15 protein-coding genes are annotated in these 19,360 nt (G+C 69.6%); all 15 read left to right on the top strand.

All coding sequences use genetic code 11. The annotated features are described in order from the left end of the window. Positions 1 to 996 (top strand): sugar ABC transporter substrate-binding protein, encoded by a 996-nt coding sequence (locus tag AC2YHA_RS15185; RefSeq protein WP_487402267.1) that lies wholly within the window; start codon positions 1 to 3, stop codon positions 994 to 996. Further along, positions 990 to 2,474, top strand: coding sequence for a sugar ABC transporter ATP-binding protein (locus AC2YHA_RS15180; protein ID WP_487402266.1), 1,485 nt, complete (start codon positions 990 to 992; stop codon positions 2,472 to 2,474). The genes AC2YHA_RS15185 and AC2YHA_RS15180 overlap by 7 nt, the downstream gene beginning before the upstream one ends. After that, complete coding sequence (locus tag AC2YHA_RS15175; RefSeq protein ID WP_487402265.1) at positions 2,471 to 3,598, top strand: ABC transporter permease; 1,128 nt, start codon at positions 2,471 to 2,473, stop codon at positions 3,596 to 3,598. Before AC2YHA_RS15180 ends, AC2YHA_RS15175 begins: the two co-directional genes overlap by 4 nt. After that, positions 3,595 to 4,785: an extracellular solute-binding protein gene (locus tag AC2YHA_RS15170; RefSeq protein WP_487402264.1), complete on the top strand. Its 1,191-nt coding sequence runs from the start codon at positions 3,595 to 3,597 to the stop codon at positions 4,783 to 4,785. Before AC2YHA_RS15175 ends, AC2YHA_RS15170 begins: the two co-directional genes overlap by 4 nt. Then, positions 4,782 to 5,831 carry a Gfo/Idh/MocA family protein gene (locus AC2YHA_RS15165; RefSeq protein ID WP_487402263.1) on the top strand — a complete coding sequence of 350 codons (1,050 nt, stop codon included), beginning with the start codon at positions 4,782 to 4,784 and terminating at the stop codon, positions 5,829 to 5,831. The genes AC2YHA_RS15170 and AC2YHA_RS15165 overlap by 4 nt, the downstream gene beginning before the upstream one ends. 13 nt (positions 5,832 to 5,844) lie before the next feature. Continuing rightward, entirely contained in the window at positions 5,845 to 6,573 is a 729-nt protein-coding gene (locus AC2YHA_RS15160) for an SDR family oxidoreductase (RefSeq protein WP_487402262.1), read from the top strand. 26 nt (positions 6,574 to 6,599) lie between these two features. Then, the gene (locus AC2YHA_RS15155) at positions 6,600 to 8,780 is read left to right on the top strand and encodes a beta-galactosidase (protein WP_487402261.1); all 2,181 of its coding nucleotides are present in this window, start codon (positions 6,600 to 6,602) and stop codon (positions 8,778 to 8,780) included. A 168-nt stretch (positions 8,781 to 8,948) separates the two neighbouring features. After that, the gene (gene lra1 / locus AC2YHA_RS15150; RefSeq protein ID WP_487402260.1) at positions 8,949 to 9,710 is read left to right on the top strand and encodes an L-rhamnose 1-dehydrogenase Lra1; all 762 of its coding nucleotides are present in this window, start codon (positions 8,949 to 8,951) and stop codon (positions 9,708 to 9,710) included. Next, complete coding sequence (lldD, locus tag AC2YHA_RS15145) at positions 9,707 to 10,846, top strand: FMN-dependent L-lactate dehydrogenase LldD (RefSeq protein WP_487402259.1); 1,140 nt, start codon at positions 9,707 to 9,709, stop codon at positions 10,844 to 10,846. The genes lra1 and lldD overlap by 4 nt, the downstream gene beginning before the upstream one ends. A gap of 264 nt (positions 10,847 to 11,110) precedes the next feature. Beyond that, positions 11,111 to 12,319 (top strand): L-rhamnonate dehydratase, encoded by a 1,209-nt coding sequence (rhmD, locus tag AC2YHA_RS15140; RefSeq protein WP_487402258.1) that lies wholly within the window; start codon positions 11,111 to 11,113, stop codon positions 12,317 to 12,319. Between the two features lie 9 nt (positions 12,320 to 12,328). Beyond that, on the top strand, positions 12,329 to 13,177 hold the full coding sequence (locus AC2YHA_RS15135) for a 2,4-didehydro-3-deoxy-L-rhamnonate hydrolase (protein ID WP_487402257.1): 849 nt from the start codon (positions 12,329 to 12,331) through the stop codon (positions 13,175 to 13,177). Beyond that, a complete protein-coding gene (locus AC2YHA_RS15130; protein ID WP_487402256.1) occupies positions 13,174 to 13,923 on the top strand; it encodes an SDR family NAD(P)-dependent oxidoreductase in 750 nt (249 codons plus the stop codon). Before AC2YHA_RS15135 ends, AC2YHA_RS15130 begins: the two co-directional genes overlap by 4 nt. Positions 13,924 to 13,980: 57 nt before the next feature. Next, the gene (locus tag AC2YHA_RS15125) at positions 13,981 to 14,889 is read left to right on the top strand and encodes an amidohydrolase family protein (RefSeq protein WP_487402255.1); all 909 of its coding nucleotides are present in this window, start codon (positions 13,981 to 13,983) and stop codon (positions 14,887 to 14,889) included. Positions 14,890 to 15,079: 190 nt separating this feature from the next. Continuing rightward, on the top strand, positions 15,080 to 16,162 hold the full coding sequence (gene rhaT / locus AC2YHA_RS15120; RefSeq protein ID WP_233784201.1) for an L-rhamnose/proton symporter RhaT: 1,083 nt from the start codon (positions 15,080 to 15,082) through the stop codon (positions 16,160 to 16,162). Beyond that, a complete protein-coding gene (locus AC2YHA_RS15115; RefSeq protein ID WP_487402254.1) occupies positions 16,159 to 19,356 on the top strand; it encodes an alpha-L-rhamnosidase in 3,198 nt (1,065 codons plus the stop codon). The genes rhaT and AC2YHA_RS15115 overlap by 4 nt, the downstream gene beginning before the upstream one ends. The last annotated feature ends 4 nt before the right edge of the window (positions 19,357 to 19,360 follow it).

The following is a 19,360-nucleotide window of genomic DNA, read 5'->3' as shown; positions in this document are numbered from 1 at the left end:
ATGCGCTGGCGTCCGGTCCCGCTGCTGATCTGGGCGTGCGTCGTCGTGATCGCGATCGCATCGCTGGCGTCGCTGCGGCAGGCGGCGCGGGCCAGCGCCCCGGTGACCACGGCCGTGAGCGGCGGCCCGCGCTACGGGCTGTCGACGGTGGGGCTGAGCTATCCCTTCGCCGCCGCGATCGCCAAGGGCTTCGGCGACGCCGCCGCCCGGGCCGGCGCCACCGCCATCGTGCTCGACGCGCAGGGCGAGGTGCAGAAGCAGGCCAACGACATCGACGACCTGATCGCCCAGCGCGTGAAGGGCATCGCGATCATGCCGCTCGATTCGGTGGTGGCGCAGGGCTGGGTCGACCGCGCGGGCCGGGCCGGCGTGCCGGTGGCGGCGGTCGCGGCGCTGGTCGGCGATCCCAGGACGCGGCGGATCGACGAGGTCTATCCCGGACTGGTCGCGCTCGCTTCCCAGGACGAGGTCGCCGCCGGCGAAGCGGCCGGCACGCTTGCCGCACGGCTGCTGCCGAAGGACCGCATCGCACGGATCGCGGTGATCGAGGGCGCGGCCGGTTTCCCCGAGGTCGAGCAGCGCGCCCGCGGCTTCCGCCAGGGCCTCGACAAGGCAGGCGTGCGCTACGCAATCGTCGCATCGCAGCCGGGGAATTGGACATCGGAAGGCGGCGAGGCGGCGTGCCAGAACATCCTCGCCGCGCGGCCGGGCATCGACTTGTTCTTCAACGAGGCCGACGACATGGTGATCGGCTGCGCCCGCGCGGTGCGCGCCGCCGGCTCGAAGGCGCGGCTGGTCGGGGTCGGCGGGTCGAAGCTCGCAGTTGCCTCGATCAAGGCGGGCGCGGTCGACGGCACCGTCTGCTTCAAGCCCGAGGCGCTGGGCGCGCTCGCCTTCCAGGCATTGCACGAGCGGGATGGCGGTCCGCGCTTCCGCACCTATCCGATTCCGGCCGTCACCCGCGCCAACGTCGGGGAGTGCGTCGGCCAATGGTGACGCTCAGCCTCGAAGGCATCGCCAAGACTTTTCCCAACGGCACCGTTGCCCTGCGCGGCGTCGACCTGACGCTCGCGCCGGGCAGGGTGCATGGCCTGCTCGGCGCCAACGGCGCGGGCAAGTCGACGCTGATCAAGATCCTGGCCGGCGCGCTGGCCCCCACCGCGGGCACGATCCGTCGCGACGGCGAACCGGTACGCTGGTCGACCCCGCGCGGCGCCAAGGCGGCCGGCGTCGCCACCATCTACCAGCACATCCCGCTGGTGCCGACCTTGAGCGCGATCGAGAACATCCTGCTCGACGAGGGCGGCTGGCGCCGCGACCGCCCGGCCGACCGCGCGCGCATCGCCGCGCTGGTGGCGTCGCTCGGCGATCCCTTCCCGCTCGACGCGCTCGTCGCCGACCTGCCGATCGGCGCGCGGCAGATGGTAGCGATCGCGCAGGCGCTCGCCGCGGGCGCCGGGGTGGTGGTGATGGACGAGCCGACCGCTTCGCTCGCCGGCCATGAGCGGACGCGCGTCTACGAGACGATCCGCCGCCTCGCCGGCGAGGGCAAGGCGGTGCTGTTCGTGTCGCACTTCATCGACGAGATCATGGCGCTGACCGACGAGGTGACGGTGCTGCGCGACGGCCGCACCGTGCTTCATGCGGAGACCGCCGGGCTCCAGCCGCACGCGATCGCCGCCGCCATCGCCGGGCGATCGGTGACTGCACTCGAGCGCACGGCCGAACCGCGTGCGCTGGGCGCGCCGGTGCTGGAGGTCCGCGACCTCGCCTCGCCCGGCAAGCTCGCGCCGACCAGCTTCACGCTGCGGGCAGGCGAGATACTGGGACTGGCGGGCACGCTCGGCTCGGGGCGGAGCGAGCTGCTCCACGCGATCTTCGGTGCCGACCGGCGCGCGAGCGGGACCGTGCTGCTCGACGGTTCGCCGGTCGGGCGCTGGCCGGACGAGGCGGTCGCCGCCGGCATCGCGCTGGTGCCCGAGGACCGCGCGGCGCAGGGCTATGTTCCGGCGCTGACGCTGGCCGAGAACATCGCCCTTCCGCATGGCAAGCGATGGCTGCTGAACGCCGATGCCGATCGCGCGGCCGCGGACGACGCGATCCGGCGGCTGGCGATCAAGGCTCCGGGCCCCGACGCCGTTCCCGGCGAGCTGTCGGGCGGCAACGCGCAGAAGGTGGTGATCGCCAAATGGCTGTCGCCCGCGACGCGCGTGCTGCTGCTCGACGAGCCGACCGCCGGCATCGACATCGGCGCGCGCACGGACATCCTCCGGCTGATCCGTGCGCTGGCCGACGGGGGCCTGCCGGTGATCCTGGTCTCCTCCGAGTTCGAGGAGCTGCTCGCGGTATGCGACCGCCTGCTGGTGCTGCGCGACGGCGCGATGGTCGGCGAGGCCGATCCGGCGGCGAGCACCGAATCCGACCTCATCCTCATGGCCGGGGGCGGACGCGCGCCCGTGGGAGCCGCTGCATGATCGACTGGCGACGAACCTTTGGGCTGAGGGAGGCGGGCGTCTATTACGCGCTGCTCCTGCTGCTCGGCGTGCTGGCCGCGCTGGCGGCCTCGCGCGGGCTGCCGCCCTATCTGTCGAGCCAGAACCTCGGCAACATCGCCTATCAGGCATCGCTGGTCGGGATCATGGGCGTGGCGATGACGGTGATGCTGATCACCGGCGCGTTCGACCTGTCCGTCGCGTCGGTGGCGGCGCTGGCGGCGGCGGTGCTGATCGGGCTGGCCGGGCAGGTCGGCTTCGTGCCGGCGGCCGCCGCGGCGCTGTGCGTCGCTGCGTCGATCGGGCTGCTCAACGGCGCGATCGTCCAGTTCGTCGGGATCAACGCGTTCATCGTAACGCTCGGCACGCTGACCGCAGTGCGCGGGCTGGTGCTGATCCTCACCGACGGCCGCTCGCTGATGGTCGAGCAGCCGCAGGTGCTCAGCGAGATGCTGGCGTTCGAGAGTGCGCGCGTGCCGCTGTTCTGGCCGCTGCTGGCGCTGGCGGCGGGGCTGATCGCCTTGGGGGCGGCCAGGCGGCTGCCGCTGACGGTCGCGGGCGGGGTGGTGGTCGGCGCGCTGGCGCTGCTCGCCGGGCCCGGCTTCACCGTCGCGGCGCCGGTGGTCTATCTCGCGCTCTTCACCGCGCTGGTCTGGTTCGTGCTGAGATTCACCGTGGCTGGCCGCCGCCTCTACGCCGTCGGCGGCAACGCCGAGGCGGCGCGGCTGTCCGGCATCAACGTCCATGCCTATCGCCTCGGCGCCTTCGTGCTGTCGAGCGTGGCGGCGGGCTTCGCCGGCATATTGTTCGGCTGCCGTCTCGGCGCGATCAACCCGACCGCGCTGCAGGGCGCGGAGCTGACCGTGATCGCCGCCGCGATCCTGGGCGGCACGTCGCTGTTCGGCGGGGCGGGGAGCGTGGTGAAGACGGTGGTCGGCGCGCTGCTGTTGTTCACGCTCACCAACGGGTTCAACGTGCTCAATCTCGGCGCCAACTATCAGGGACTGATCGAGGGCATCGTGGTCGTGGCGGCGGCCGCGATCTACACGATCGGCGCGGACCGTCGCCGTGCCCGGCCCGCGGCCACGGAGGAGGCTGCGGCATGACCGAGACGCTCCGCATTGCCGTGCGCAAGTTCGGCCCGTTCGAAACCGCCATCGCCAAGCAGTTCGCGGATTTCATCGCCGCGACCGGTGCCGATGTTGCGCTGGAGGCGGTGGCGATGGATCTCAATCCGCTGCACGAGGCGGTGATCGGCCAGCGCGGGCTCGCGACCGGCGCATGGGACATCGCCTACATGGCGACCGACTGGCTGGCCGAGGCGCAGGCGGACGGCCTGCTCGAGGACCTGACGCCGCACATGGCGCGGGCGCCGATCGCCGACTTCCCCACTGCCTGGAGCCCGTCGCTGACGACGATGCAGCGCTTCGCCGGTGGCTATTGGGGCATGCCGTACCACGACGGTCCCGAGTGTCTCGTCTACCGCAAGGACCTGCTCGCCGCCGCCGGCATCACAGTGCCGACGACCTGGGACGAGTTCCACGCCGCCGCCCGGGCGCTCCACCGGCCGGAGCGGAAGCAGTACGGCACGGTACTCGCGTTGTTCCCCGATGGGCACAACGGCTTCTACGACTTCTGCATCCATATCTGGTCGCGAGGCGGCGAGCCGTTCGATGCGGCCGGCCGTCCCGCCTTCACCTCCCCCGAGGCCCATGCCGCGCTCGAGTTCCTGCGTGCGCTCGCCGGGGACACGAAAGCGATGGCACCGGGTGCGCGGGAGCTCGACAGCGTCAAGGCGGGGCTGTTGTTCGCTGAGGGCAAGGTCGCGATGATGGCCAATTGGTTCGGCTTCGCCGCCTATGCCGACACCGCCGCCGACAGCCGGGTGAAAGGGCTGGTCGACATCGCTCCCCTGCCCGCCGGGCCGGGCGGGCGCAGCGTATCGCTCAACGTGTTCTGGGTGCTGACGATCGGCAGCGGATCGGCCCGCAAGGATCTCGCCTGGGAATTCCTCCGCCACTGCGCCACCGCGCCGATGGACAAGCTCACCACCACCGAAGGCGCGATCGGCGTGCGCCGGTCGACCTGGGCCGACCCGCAGGTCAACACGCTGATCCCCTATTACCACCGGCTCGACTGGCTGCACGAGCATGCCCGGCAGATGCCGCTGACGCCGAAGCTGGCCGACATCTCGCACGTCGTCGACGACCTGATGACCGCGGCGGTGACGAGCGACGTGCCGACCGGCGAGCTGCTCGCCGCCGCCCAGGCCAGGGCGGAGGCGGTCCTGTGAGCGCGCTCCGGCAGCACTGGCCGATGCCGTCCGACCCGCGGCCGATCGTGATCGTCGGCACCGGCGGAATCGTGAAGGACGCGCATCTGCCCGCCTATCGCAAGGCGGGCTTCACCGTCGCCGGGCTCTACGACACCGACCGCGCGCGGGCCGAGGCGCTGGCGGCGGAATGGGGCATCGCCACCGTGTTCGGCTCGCTGGAGGAGGCGGCGGCCGCCGATGCGGTGTTCGACGTCGCCGCGCCGCCGGTCGCCCATGCCGCGATCCTGTCCGCACTGCCCGAGGGCGCGGCGGTGCTGCTGCAGAAGCCGATGGGGCTCGACCTCGCCGCCGCCACCGCGATCCGGCAGCTGTGTCGGGAGCGCCGGCTGACGGCGTCGGTCAACTTCCAGCTGCGTTATTCGGCGATGATGCTGGCGGTGGCGGACGCGATCGCGCAGGGGCGGCTCGGCGAGCTGGTCGAGATCGAGGTGCACCTCAACCTCGTCACGCCCTGGCAGCTGTTCCCGCATCTGATCCCCAACCCGCGGGTCGAGATCGTGTCGCACTCGATCCATTACCTCGACACGATCCGCGCGCTCGCCGGCGATCCCGCGGGCGTGTTCGCGCGCAGCTACGCGCATCCGTCGAGCCGGCTCGCCGACACGCGCACCACCGCGATCCTCGACTATGGGGAGACGCTGCGCGCGACGCTGTCGATCAACCATCACCACGACTTCGGCCGCCGCTTCCAGGATGCCTCGTTCCGCATCGAAGGTACGGAAGGCGCGGCTATGGCGAAGCTCGGGCTGCTGCTCGACTATCCGACCGGCGAGCCCGACGAGCTCTGGCTCGCGCGCAAGGGCGGGCCGTGGCAACAGATCGCGCTTGAAGGCGCGTGGTTCCCTGACGCATTCATCGGCCCGATGGCCAATCTCCAGCGCTTCGCGGCGGGCGAGGACGGCCATCTCGCCACCAATGTCGAGGACGCGTGGAGAACCATGGCATTGGTCGAAGCCTGCTATCGCGCCGCCGCCGCACCGGTATTTCCGATTCCCGCAGAATGAAGAAGGACCTCCCGTGATCGATCTTTCCGGCAAGACCGCCCTCGTCACCGCCGCTGCGCAGGGCATCGGCCGCGCCTCGGTGCTCGCGCTCGCCGCGGCCGGCGCGCGCGTGATCGCGACCGACATCAACGAGGCGGCGCTGGAGGGCCTGGCCGGCGAGCGTATCACCACCACCCGGCTGGACGTACTCGACCCGAACGACATCGCGGCGGTGGTCGGCGGCGCGGGCACGGTCGACATCCTGTTCAACTGCGCGGGCGTGGTCCACGGCGGCGCGCTGCTCGAGTCGACCGATGCCGACCTCGACTTCGCCTATGAGCTCAACGTCAAGGCGATGGTGCGGACGTGCCGCGCGGTGCTGCCGGGGATGCTGGCCAAGGGCGACGGGGCGATCATCAACATGTCGTCGGTCGCCTCGAGCGTGAAGGGCGTACCCAACCGCTTCGTCTACGGCACCACCAAGGCGGCGGTGATCGGCCTGACCAAGGCGCTGGCCGCCGACTATGTCGGCCAGGGCGTCCGTTGCAACGCGATCTGCCCGGGCACGGTCGAGACGCCGTCGCTGCAGCAGCGCCTGTCCGCGCAGGGCGACTATGAGACCACCCGCGCCGCCTTCGTCGCGCGCCAGCCGATCGGGCGCATCGGCACGCCGGAGGAGATCGCCGACCTGGTCGTCTATCTCGCCGGGGCGACCTACACGACCGGGCAGATCCACAACATCGACGGCGGCTGGTCGATATGAGGCGGGTGGTTCCGGAGCGATACGCGATGAATCGCTTCCCCGGCGAAGGCCGGGGCCCAGTCGCGACGCCGTCGAAGCAGCGCGCATCGCTCTCCAACGAGCGGATCGCGACTGGGCCCCGGCCTTCGCCGGGGAACACTGGCGGATCGGTTCGGCTCAAGATCGCGCTGGCTGCGGCGGCCTTGCTTGCGACGCCGTTGCCGGCGGCGGCCGATACGGTCGCACCCGCCGGGCAGCAGCAGTTCGACAAGCTGTGGCTCGGCTCCGCCTGGTATCCCGAACAATGGCCCGAGGAGCGCTGGGAAGAGGACCTGCGCCTGATGAAGGCGCATGGCGCCAACGTCGTGCGGATCGGCGAGTTCGCCTGGAGCCGGATGGAGCCGACCGAAGGCGCATACGACATGGACTGGCTGGTTCGCGCCGTCCGGCTCGCCGCCAGGTACGACATCAAGGTCGTGATCGGCACGCCGACCGACACGCCGCCGGCCTGGCTCACGCAGAAATATCCCGAGGTGCTGCGCATCGACGGCGAGGGCAAAAGGCTGGGCCACGGTGGGCGGCGGCAGTTCTCGATCTCGTCGCAGCGTTACCGTGCGTTCTGCCGTGACATCGTGGGTCGTATGGCCGAGGCGCTGGGGCACGAGCCCAACGTCATCGGCTGGCAGATCGGCAACGAGTATACCGACGAGAGCTACGATCCCGATGCCAAGGCGGCGTGGGTCGCGTGGCTGAAGCAGCGCTACGGCACGCTCGACAAGCTCAACGACGCGTGGACGACCGCCTATTGGTCGCAGACCTATACCGGCTGGGATCAGGTGCCGTTCAACACCGAGAAGGGCAATCCCGGGCTGATGCTGGAGCAGAAGCGCTTCATCACCGGCCAATGGGTCGAGTTCCAGAAGAACCAGCTCGACGCGATCCGGGCGAAGGCGGTGCCGGCGCAGTTCATCACGACCAACCTCGGCGGCCTCGGCTGGGCGAACAAGTTCGACCGCTATGCCATCAATCGCGACCTCGATTTCGCGTCGTGGGACAATTATGTCGGCACCGGCCATCTCCAGCCCTATCGCAACGGCGCGACCCACGACCTGGTGCGCGGATGGAAGCGCAGGAATTTCTGGGTGATGGAAATCCAGCCCGGCTTCGTGAACTGGGCGCCGGTCAGCAACATGCTCTACCCGGGCGAGACGCGGGCGATGGCGTGGCAGGCGGTCGGGCACGGCGCCGACGGCGTGCTCTACTGGCAGTGGCGCAACGCGCTGAACGGCCAGGAGACGATGCACGGATCGATCATCGGCCCGGACGGCAAGCCGCTGCCGATCTATCCGGAAGTGACGCGGATCGGGCGCGAGATGGCGAAGGCGTCGCCGGCGATCGCCGGCACGCACCCGGTGTCGCCGGTCGCGATCCTGCAGGACTATCCAAGCCGCTGGGCGATCGACTTCCAGCTGCACCACAAGGACTATGACCAGATCGCGGTGCTGCTCGACTATTACCGGCCGCTCAAGGATGCCCTCGGCGCGGTCGACATCGTCGAGGCGGCGGGGCCGCTCGACGGTTATCGGCTGGTGGTGGCGCCTAGTCTCAACATCATCACCGACGAGACGGCGGCGAAGCTTGCCGCCTATGTGAAGGGCGGCGGCCACCTGATCCTCGGTCCGCGATCGGGGATGAAGGACGAGTTCAATCGTCTCGAGCCGGTTCGCCAGCCGGGAGCGCTCGCCGAGTTGCTCGGCGGGCAGGTCGAGCAATTCTACGCGCTCGACGAGACGGTCGCGGTGGAAGGCGGCAAGGCGACGATCTGGGCCGAGGACCTGTCGACCAAGGCGCCCGATACCGAGGTGCTGCTGCGCTACGGCAAGGCCAACGGCTGGCTCGACGGCCACCCCGCCGCGATCACGCGGAAGGTCGGCAAGGGCACGATTACCTATGTCGGCGCATTGGTCGACGACGCGGTGATGAAGGGGCTGATCGACCGGGCGCTCGCCAGTGCCGGCGTCATCCGCGACTTCGCGGTGCCCGAGGACGTCGAGCTGATGACCCGCGAGGGCGGCGGCCGCAGGATCGTCATCCTCATCAACCATGGCCGCGAGCGCCGCACCGTGGCATTGCCGCGCGCGATGGGCGATGTGCTGGCAGGGGGCAAGGTCGGCAGCGTCGCGCTCGAGCCCGAGGGCGTCGCCGTGCTCCAGGATCGTTTGAACTAGGATGGTCTTCAGTGAAACCGACTCCGTTCCCCGGCGGAGGCCGGGGCCCAGTCGCCGGGCGGTGGCGATGGTTCGCGCCGCTTTGGCCGGCCCGATGCTGGGCCCCGGCCTTCGCCGGGGTACAGGCTCGCTTCAACTGATCTGAACTCGACACTAAGGGATTGTGACATGCTGCTGGAGAACAAGACGGTTCTGGTGACGGGCGCCTCGGCGGGGATCGGCCGCGCGGTGGCGGTGGGCTGCGCGAAGCATGGCGCGAACGTCGCGATCAACTTCGCGCGCGACACTGCCGGCGCCGAGGCGGCAGTCGCCGAGATCGAGGCGCTTGGGCGCAAGGGCGTCGCGATCCAGGGCGACGTCGCCGACCCGGAGACCGCGACCGACTTCGTCGCGCGCGCGACCGCGGCGCTGGGCCGCGTCGACGTGTTCGTCAACAACGCCGGCATCTGCCCGTTCCACGCCTTCCTCGACATGCCGGTCGAGACGCTGGAGCGCACGATGCGGGTCAACCTGCACGGCGCCTATTTCATGGTGCAGGCGGCGGCCAAGCAGATGGTGGCGCAGGGCGACGGCGGCTCGATCATCGCCATGTCTTCGATCTCCGCGCTGGTCGGCGGCGAGTATCAGACGCACTATACCCCGACCAAGGCGGGCGTGCTGTCGCTGATGCAGTCGACCGCGATCGCGCTCGGCAAGCACGGCATCCGCTGCAACGCGCTGCTGCCCGGCACCATCCTGACCGACATCAACAAGGACGACCTCGCCGACGTGGAGAAGCGCCGGTACATGGAGAGCCGCGTGCCGCTCGGCCGGCTGGGCCAGCCCGAGGACATGGTCGGGCCGACGGTGTTCCTCGCCTCCGACCTCGCGCAGTATGTCACCGGCGCGGCGCTGCTGGTCGACGGCGGCATGTTCGTGAACCTCCAGTGACGACGATCGCCTCGACGCTCGACTTCCGCACGGCGGCGAAGCGGCGGCTGCCGCGGTTCCTGTTCGATTATGCCGATGGCGGCGCCTATGCCGAGGCGACGCTGGCGCGCAACGTCGCCGACCTCCAGACGGTGGCGCTGCGCCAGCGCGTGCTGGGCGACGTCGCCGAGATCGACCTGTCGACGACCTTATTCGGACGCGCGCAGCCGCTGCCGGTCGCGCTGGGGCCGATCGGCATCGGCGGCATGTACCGCCGCCGCGGCGAGACGCAGGCGGCGCGCGCCGCCAATGCGCGGGGGCTGCCGTTCACCGTCTCGACCGTCGCGCTCTGCTCGATCGGCGAGATCGCGCGGGCGAGCCCGGGGCCGCTGTGGTTCCAGCTCTACGTGATCCGCGACCGCGGCTTCATGGGCGACCTGATCGCCGCCGCCAAGGAAGCCGGAGCGGAGGCGCTGGTGTTCACCGTCGACATGCCAGTGCCCGGCGCGCGCTATCGCGACGCGCATTCGGGCATGTCGGGTCCGAACGCGCCGCTGCGCCGCGTGCTGCAGGCGATCGGCAAGCCCGGCTGGGCGTGGGACGTCGGCATCCGCGGGCGGCCGCACCGGCTCGGCAACCTCGAGCCAGTGCTCGGCAACGCCAGCGGGATGAACGATTACATGGGCTGGCTCGGCGCCAACTTCGATCCGTCGATCACCTGGCGCGACCTCGACTGGATCCGCGCGGCGTGGGACGGCCCGCTGATCATCAAGGGCATCCTCGACCCCGAGGACGCGCGCGCCGCCGCCGACATCGGCGCGAACGGCATCGTCGTGTCCAACCACGGCGGCCGTCAGCTCGACGGCGTGCTGTCGAGCGCGCGGGCGCTGCCGGCGATCGCCGACGCGGTGCGCGACCGGGTGACGGTGCTGGCCGATTCGGGCATCCGTTCGGGGCTCGACGTGGTGCGGATGCTGGCGCTCGGCGCGCACGGCGTGCTGCTCGGCCGCGCCTGGCTCTATGCGCTGGCGGCACGGGGCGAGGCCGGCGTCGTGCAGCTGCTCGACCTGATCGAGAAGGAGATGCGCGTCGCGATGACGCTGACGGGGGTGAATGCGGTCGCCAAGATCGATCGGTCGATTTTGGCGGAAGGCTGACCTGGAACAATAAGCCCCTCCCCTTCAGGGGAGGGGTTGGGGGTGGGGGAGTGCGGCAGGCTCTGTCGCTTGGGGCGAGTCCCCACCCCAACCCCTCCCCTGAAGGGGAGGGGCTAGAGACCGATTTCCAGTTCGATATAATATTACTATTCTAGACAGCCCGGCCCGAATGAGGCTAAGGCTCGCTTCATCGGAAATTGGATCCACGCAGCGTTTCAACATATGGACCGGACGACCAAAAGGTAATACTAATATTATATCCATATGGTTGAGAGGGGAGGTTCGGCGGTGGCGCTATCGAGGATCAAGCATGTTCGCGCATTCACGGTGCGCGGCGGAGGCGCCGATTATCACGACCAGGGCGCGGGCCACTGGATCGACGACCATATCGCCACCCCGATGGCGCGCTATCCCGAATATCGCAGCTCACGGCAGAGCTTCGGCATCAACGTGCTCGGCACGCTGGTGGTCGAGCTGGAGGCCGAGGATGGCACTATCGGCTTCGCGGTGACCACCGGCGGCGAGCCCGCGGCGTTCATCGTCGAGAAGCACCTCTCCCGCTTCCTGATCGGCCGCGATCCGGCCGAATATGAGAAGATCTGGGACCAGATGTACTTCTCGACGCAATATTACGGGCGCAAGGGGCTGGTGGTGAACGCCATCTCCGGGGTCGACCTTGCCCTGTGGGACCTGCTCGGCAAGCTGCGCGGCGAGCCGGTGTACCAGCTGCTCGGCGGCGCGGTGCGCGACGAGCTCCAGTTCTATGCGACCGGCGCGCGGCCCGACGTCGCCAAAGAGCTCGGCTTCATCGGCGGCAAGCTCCCGCTCCATCACGGTCCGGCCGAGGGGCTGGAAGGGCTCAAGAAGAACGTCGCGCTGCTCGCCGATATGCGGTCGAAGGTCGGCGACGATTTCTGGCTGATGTACGATTGCTGGATGGCGCTGGACGTCGACTATGCGACGCGGCTCGCCATCGCCTGCCACGAGCTCGGCCTCAAGTGGATTGAGGAGGCGCTCTCGCCCGACGACTATTGGGGCTATGCCGAGCTCAGGCGCAACGTGCCGAAGGGCATGCTGGTCACCACCGGCGAGCATGAGGCGACCCGCTGGGGCTTCCGGATGCTGCTCGAGATGGAATGCTGCGACATCATCCAGCCCGACGTCGGCTGGTGCGGCGGCGTCACCGAGCTGCTCAAGATCTCCGCGCTCGCCGACGCGCGCGGCAAGCTGGTCGTGCCGCACGGCTCGTCGGTCTACAGCTATCATTTCGTGATCACCCGCCACAACTCGCCGTTCGCCGAGTTCCTGATGATGCACCCCGGCCCGACCGAGGTGGTGCCGATGTTCGCCCCGCAGCTGCTCGGCGAGCCGGTGCCCGAGAACGGCCGCATCAGGGCGTCGGCGCTCGACAAGCCGGGCTTTGGCGTCGAGCTCAACCGCGATATCGCCCTCCACCGTCCCTACCCGAACTGAGGAACCCCCATGAAGTTTTGCCGCTATGGCGCGAAGGGCGCCGAGAAGCCCGGTCTGATCGACGCCGACGGCCGCATCCGCGACCTGTCGGGCAAGGTGAGCGACATCACCGTCGACGCGGTCGCCGGGCTGGCGGGCGTCGATCCGGCGTCGCTGCCGCTGGTCGAGGGCGAGCCGCGCTACGGCGTGCCGGTCACCGGCATCAGCAAGATCGTCGCGATCGGCCTCAACTATGCCGATCACGCGCATGAATCGGGCCTGCCGATCCCGACCGAGCCGGTCATGTTCATGAAGGCGCTGTCGAGCCTGTCGGGCCCGAACGACGATGTCGTGCTGCCCAAGGATTCGACCCACAGCGACTGGGAGGTCGAGTTGGGCGTCGTGATCGGCAAGACCTGCCGCTACGTCGAGGAAGCCGACGCGCTCGGCCATGTCGCGGGCTATGTGCTGGCGAACGACGTGTCGGAGCGCTTCAACCAGAAGGAGCGCGGCTCGCAATGGTCGAAGGGCAAGGGCCACGACACCTTCTGCCCGGTCGGCCCCTGGCTGGTGACGCCCGACGAGGTCGGCGACGTGCAGAACCTGGCGATGAGCCTCGACGTCAACGGCGAGCGGATGCAGACCGGCAATACGAAGACGATGATCTTCAACGTCGCCGAGATCATCTCCTACGTCAGCCGCTATGTCACGCTGCTGCCGGGCGACCTCATCATCACCGGCACCCCGCCGGGCGTCGGCGAGGGCAAGAAGCCCGAGAAGATCTTCCTCAAGGCCGGCGACGAGATGGCGCTGACCATCGAGAAGCTCGGGCAGCAGCGGCAGAAGGTGGTCGCGTTCGACCTGGGGGCGTTCGCGTGACGCTCTATCCCGGCCGTTTCTTCCAGCGGACCGCAATCGTCACGGGCGGCGCGTCGGGCCTCGGCAAGGCGGTGGCGCGGCGCATCGTCGCCGAGGGCGGCACCGTCGCGCTGTGGGACCTCAACCCCGAGGCGCTCGCCGCGGCGAAGGAGGAGGTCGGCGCCGCCGACATCCAGGCGCTCGACGTGTCCGATCCGGCCGCGGTCGAGGCGGCGGCCAAGGCCAGCGCCGCCGCGCTCGGCAAGGTCGACATCCTGGTCTGCTCGGCAGGCATCACCGGCGCGACCGCCACCGTCCACGAGTATCCGATCGACAGCTGGCAGCGGGTGATCGACATCAACCTGAACGGCCTGTTCTACTGCAACCGCGCCGTGGTGCCGTTCATGCTGGCGAACGGCTATGGCCGCATCGTCAACATCGCCTCGGTCGCCGGCAAGGAAGGCAATCCCAATGCCTCCGCCTATTCGGCGTCCAAGGCGGGCGTGATCGGCTTCACCAAGAGTCTCGGCAAGGAGCTCGCCGGGAAGGGCGTGATCGCCAACAGCCTGACGCCCGCCACCTTCGAGAGCCCGATCCTCGCCCAGCTCCCGCAGAGCCAGGTCGACTATATGCGCTCGAAGATCCCGATGGGCCGTCTCGGCGAGGTCGAGGAATCGGCCGCCATGGTCTGCTTCATGGCGAGCGAGGAGTGCAGCTTCACCACCGCGTCGACCTTCGACACCTCGGGGGGGCGCACCACCTTCTGACGTTTAGGCGGCAGCCGCCCGCAAGAGGCGGCGCCGGCCCTCTGGGGAGAGATTAGAGTGCCGGAGATTCCGTTCGTCGACGCCCATGTCCACCTGTGGGACCTGTCGCGCATCCATTATCCGTGGCTGACGGGCCCCTTTTCCGACGACGGTCCCAACGGCAGCGTCGAGCCGATCGCCAGGGACTATCTGCTCGACGACTATCTGGCGGATGCGGCGCGGTGGAACGTGGTCGGCATGGTGCATGTCGATGCGGGCGCCGAACCAGCAGCGGCGCTCGCCGAGACCGAATGGCTCCAGGCGATGCGCGATGAGCGCGGGATGCCGAGCGGCATCGTCGCCTTCGCCGCGCTCGACGACCCGGATGTGGACGCGCTGCTCGCCGCCCATGCCAAGCATCCCGGCGTCCGCGGCATCCGCCATATCGTCAACTGGCACCCCGACCCCAAGCGCACCTACGGCCCGCGCGACGTGACGCGGGACGAAGCGTGGGCGCGCGGCTATGCCCGGCTCGCCCATCACGGCCTGTCGTTCGACCTGCAATGCTATCCCGGCCAGATGGAGCCGCTCGCCGGTCTGATCGCGCGTCATCCGGACGTGCCGGTGATCGTCAACCACATGGGCATGGCGGTCGCGACCGACCCCGACGGCTTCGGCGACTGGCGGCGCGGGATGCGCGCGCTCGCCGCCAACGCCCATGTCGTCACCAAGATCTCGGGCGTCGGCTTCGTCCACCGCCCGTGGACGATCGAGCAGGTCCGCCCGCTGATCCTTGAGGCGATCGAGATCTTCGGCGCGGAGCGCTGCCTGTTCGCGAGCGACTTCCCCACCGACAAGCTGTTCGGCAGCTTCGACCGGCACATGGAGGCCTATCACGGCATCGTCGCCGACTTCACCGATGCCGAGAAGCGCGCGCTGTTCGGCGCCAACGCCAACCGCGTCTACCGCCTGGGCCTCGACCTGTGATCGCGCCCGTTCCGCAACGACCGATCGCAGGGGCCGCTGGAGGCCGTTCGATTGAAGTTGAACCATCGTCATTCCCGCGAAGGCGGGAATCCATTGTCGCTGAAGTCGATGAGACTCACGACTGCCAGCCAGAATGGATTCCCGCCTTCGCGGGAATGACGGTCCCATCTGTGATGAATGGAGCCAATGCATGAACGGCAATCCGCTTCTCGGCGTCGTCTTCCATTGGCTCGGCGGCTTCTCCTCGGCGACCTTCTACGTGCCCTATCGCGGCATCAGGCGGTGGAGCTGGGAGATCTTCTGGATCACCGGCGGCATCTTCTCCTGGGTGATCGCGCCCTGGGTGATGGCGAGCATCCAGACCAACGACCTGCTGGGCGTGATGGCGCAGGTGCCGGGCCATATCGCCGGCCTCTGCATCCTGTTCGGCATATTGTGGGGCTTCGGCGGGCTCACCTACGGGCTCACCATGCGCTATCTCGGCCTGTCGCTCGGCATGGCGGTGGTGCTGGGGCTGTGCACCGTGTTCGGCACGCTGATCCCGCCGATCTTCCAGGGCGACTTCGCCAGCAAGCTGCTCGGCACCACCAGCGGCCTCGTCATCCTGCTCGGCCTGGCGATCACGCTCGCGGGCATCATCGTCGTCGCGCTGGCGGGCGCGCGCAAGGACGCCGCGCTGTCGGCCGAGAAGAAGGCGGAGGCGATCGCCGAGTTCGACTTCCGCAAGGGGATCGCGGTCGCGATCTTCTCCGGCATCATGTCGGCCTGCTTCGCCTTCGGCCTCGCGGCGGGCGAGCCGATCAAGGCGATCTCCGCCGCCGCCGGCACCGGTCCCTTGTGGACCGGACTGCCGACGCTGTGTCTCGTCATGTTCGGCGGCCTCATCACCAACGCGATCTGGTGCGGCTTCCTCATCGTCCGCAACGGCACCGCGGGCGAGTTCGTCGGCCGGCCGGGCAAGGCCGCCGACGCCGACGGCAGCCCGCCGCCGCTGCTCGCCAACTATCTGCTCGCCGCGCTGGGCGGGACGCTCTGGTACTTCCAGTTCTTCTTCTACACGATGGGCGAGAGCCAGATGGGGCGCTTCGGCTTCTCGTCGTGGACGCTGCACATGGCGAGCATCATCATCTTCGGCACCCTGTGGGGCTTCGGCTTCAAGGAGTGGAAGGACGCCGCGCCGCGCGTGCGCGGCATGGTGTGGTTCGGCATCTTCCTGCTCGTCGCCGCGACGGTGGTGATCGGCTACGGCAACATGCTGGGAGCCGCGGCGTGACCAGCCGCCGCGAGTTCCTCGCCGCCACCGGCACCGCCGCCGCGCTCGCCGCCGTCCCGGCCCGCGCCGCCTCGCCGGCCCTCGCGGTAACGGACCTGCGCGCCGAGCACACGACCGACCTGCTCGGCACGGACGTCGCCAGGCCGCGCCTGTCCTGGCGGATCGAGGCGGACGGGCGCAGCGTGAAACAGGCGCGCTACCGCATCCAGGCCGGGACCGGCTCCGGCAAGGCCGACCTGTGGGACAGCGGCAGCGTCGCCTCCGACGCGACCTTCGACATCGCCTGGGCCGGCAAGCCGCTCCAGTCGATGCAGCGCGTGTGGTGGAACGTCGAGGTCACGGACGACCGCGGCCGCACTGCCCGTTCCACCCCGGCGTGGTTCGAAACCGGCCTGTTCTCCCCTGCCGACTGGCGCGCCGAGTGGATCGAGGCCGAGGACGCGCTCGCTGCCGCCGATCGCGCGGCCGGCGTGCAATGGGTGTGGACCGAGAAGGCGCTCGACAGCCGCCCGCACGCCTTCCGCCTCGACTTCGAGGCGCCAGCCGACCTCGAGCGCGCCGAGATCCTGATCGCCGGCAAGGACCATATGCGCGGCGTGTGGATCAACGGCGAGCACAAGACGCCCGACGCGCTGCCCCTCGGGCTCGGCTGGGATACGATGCTGCCGTTCTGGGGCACTTTGCTCCCGTTCGAGGGCAATATCCGGCCTGGCCGCAACAGCGTCTGCGCGCTGGTCGAGGCCGAGACCACCGGCTTCTTCCCAGTCGACGGCGGCGCCTTCGCCGCGCTGATCCGCCTGCATCGCAAGGGCGGCCGGATCGACCGCATCGTCGGCAGCGTCTGGCGGGTGATGCCGGATGCGCCGAAGGGCTGGACCGAGCCCGGCTTCGATGCAAGCGGCTGGGCGCGGCCGGTAAAGAGCGGATCGCACGCCCAGAACGACCCGCGCCCGTCCGAGCCGGCAATGCTGCTCAGGACCGGCTTCACGCCGAGGAAGAAAGTGGTCGCGGCGCGCCTCTACGCGACCGCGCTCGGCGCCTATGACGCGCGCATCAACGGCAAGCGCGTCACCACTGCGCATCTGGCGCCGGAGATCAGCGTCGCCAGGGACCATGTCTTCTACCAGACCTACGACGTCACGAAGCTGATCGCGCCGGGCGAGAACGCGCTGGGCGTGGTGGTCGGCGACGGCTGGTATGCCGGCGCCTATGGCTGGCGGATGGAGCGCTACGGCTTCGGCCCGGCGCCGCGCCGGCTGCGCGCGCAGCTTCGGCTCGACTATGAGGACGGCTTGCACGACTGGGTCGTCACCGGCCCCGACTGGCGCATCGGCCGGTCCTGCATCCTCAAGTCGGACATCTACAACGGCGAGACCTGCGACGCGCGGCTGAAGGCCCCCGGTTGGGACGCGCCTGGATTCGATGCGTCCGGCTGGAGCCCCGTCAGGGTCGGCGCCGCGCCCGCCGCCAGGCTGGTCGCGCAGACCTCGCCGCTGCTCACCGCGAACATGACCCGCCACGCCGCAACGGTGACGCAGCCGGCGCCCGGCCGCTTCGTGTTCGACTTCGGCCAGAATTTCGCCGGCTGGGTGCGGCTCAAGGCCAGGGGCCCGAGCGGCACCGCAATCACGCTGCGCTTCGCCGAGCTGCTGAAGAAGGACGGCACCGCCGACCAATCCAACCTTCGCCTCGCGGAATGCACCGACCGCTTCGTCCTGCGCGGCGATGCCGGCGGCGAGACGCTCGAGCCGCGCTTCACCTACCACGGCTTCCGCTATGTCGAGGTCGAGGGCTATCCCGGCACGCCGACGCTCGCCGACATCGAGGGCGTCGTCGTCTACAGCGGCTGCCGCACCACCGGCGAGATGCGCTTCGCCGCGCCGCTGCTCCAGAAGATCTGGCAGAACGCCGAATGGAGCCAGCGCTCCAACTTCTTCGCGGTGCCGACCGACTGCCCGCAGCGCGACGAGCGCATGGGCTGGATGGGCGACATCCAGGTGTTCCTCGACGCCGCCGCGTTCAACATGGAGGTCGATCCCTTCATCCGCCGCTTCCTGACCGAAGTGCGCGCGGCGCAGCGGCCGGACGGCGCCTATCCGATCGTGGTGCCGCAGCCTCTCTCCTTCCCCGACGTGGTGACGGCGGGCTGGAGCGAGGCGGGGATCATCCTCCCCTATCAGCTGTGGCAGCGCTACGGCGACACCGCCGTCATCGACGAGAACTGGGCGGCGATGGAAGGCTGGATGGCCTATGTCGCGCGCGACAATCCCGACTTCATCTGGCGCAAGGACCGCGGGCTCGACCTCGGCGACTGGCTGTCGGTCGATGCGGTCAAGCCCGACGACGAGACCACGCCGCGCATCCTGTGCGCAACCGCCTATTGGGCTTGGGTAGCCGAGCTCATGGCGGAAATGGCGACCGCGACCGGGCGCACCACCGACGCCGCGCGCTACACGGACCTGCGCGGGAAGATCGTCCGAGCCGCGCAGCAGGCCCTGCTCAAGCCCGACGGCACCGCCGGCAACGGCAGCCAGACCAGCCAGGTGCTCGCGCTCCATTGCGGCCTCACCCCGCCCGACCAGCGCGCCGCCGCGGCGAAGATCCTCGCCGCCGACATCCGCCGCAGGGGCATGAAGCTGTCGACCGGCTTCCTCGGCACGCCCTACCTCCTCGACGTGCTCGCCGACGCGGGCGAATGGGACGTCGTCAGCGGCCTGCTGCTCCAGACCGGCTATCCGAGCTGGGGCTATATGCCGGTCAAGGGCGCGACGACGGTGTGGGAGCGCTGGAACGGCGACGTCGGCGACATCGCGATGAACAGCTACAACCATTACGCGCTGGGGGCGGTGGTCGGCTTCTTCTATCGCCGCCTCGCCGGCATCGCGCCGGCCGCGCCGGGCTTCCGCCGCATCGCGGTGCGGCCGGTGTGGCTGCCGCAGGTCGGCAAGGTCGCGGCCAAGTACGAATCCTGCGTCGGCACCATCGCGACCGAGGTCGACGGCGACGCGCAGGGCCTCACCAGCCTCGCGCTCACCGTTCCCGCCAACAGCGTCGCCGAGGTCGAGCTTCCCGCGCGCGCCTGGCGCGAGGGCGGCCGCGCACTCGACGGCCATTCCGACGTCCGCAATCTGCGCCACGAGCGGGGCCTCGTCCGCTTCGAGGTCGGCTCCGGCGCCTACTGCTTTACGATCTAAGAGG

This window comes from Sphingomonas sp. SRI_018 (assembly GCF_057586275.1).
The sequence above is the reverse complement of the archived record's forward strand: the minus strand, read 5'-3'. Positions and strand labels throughout refer to the sequence as shown.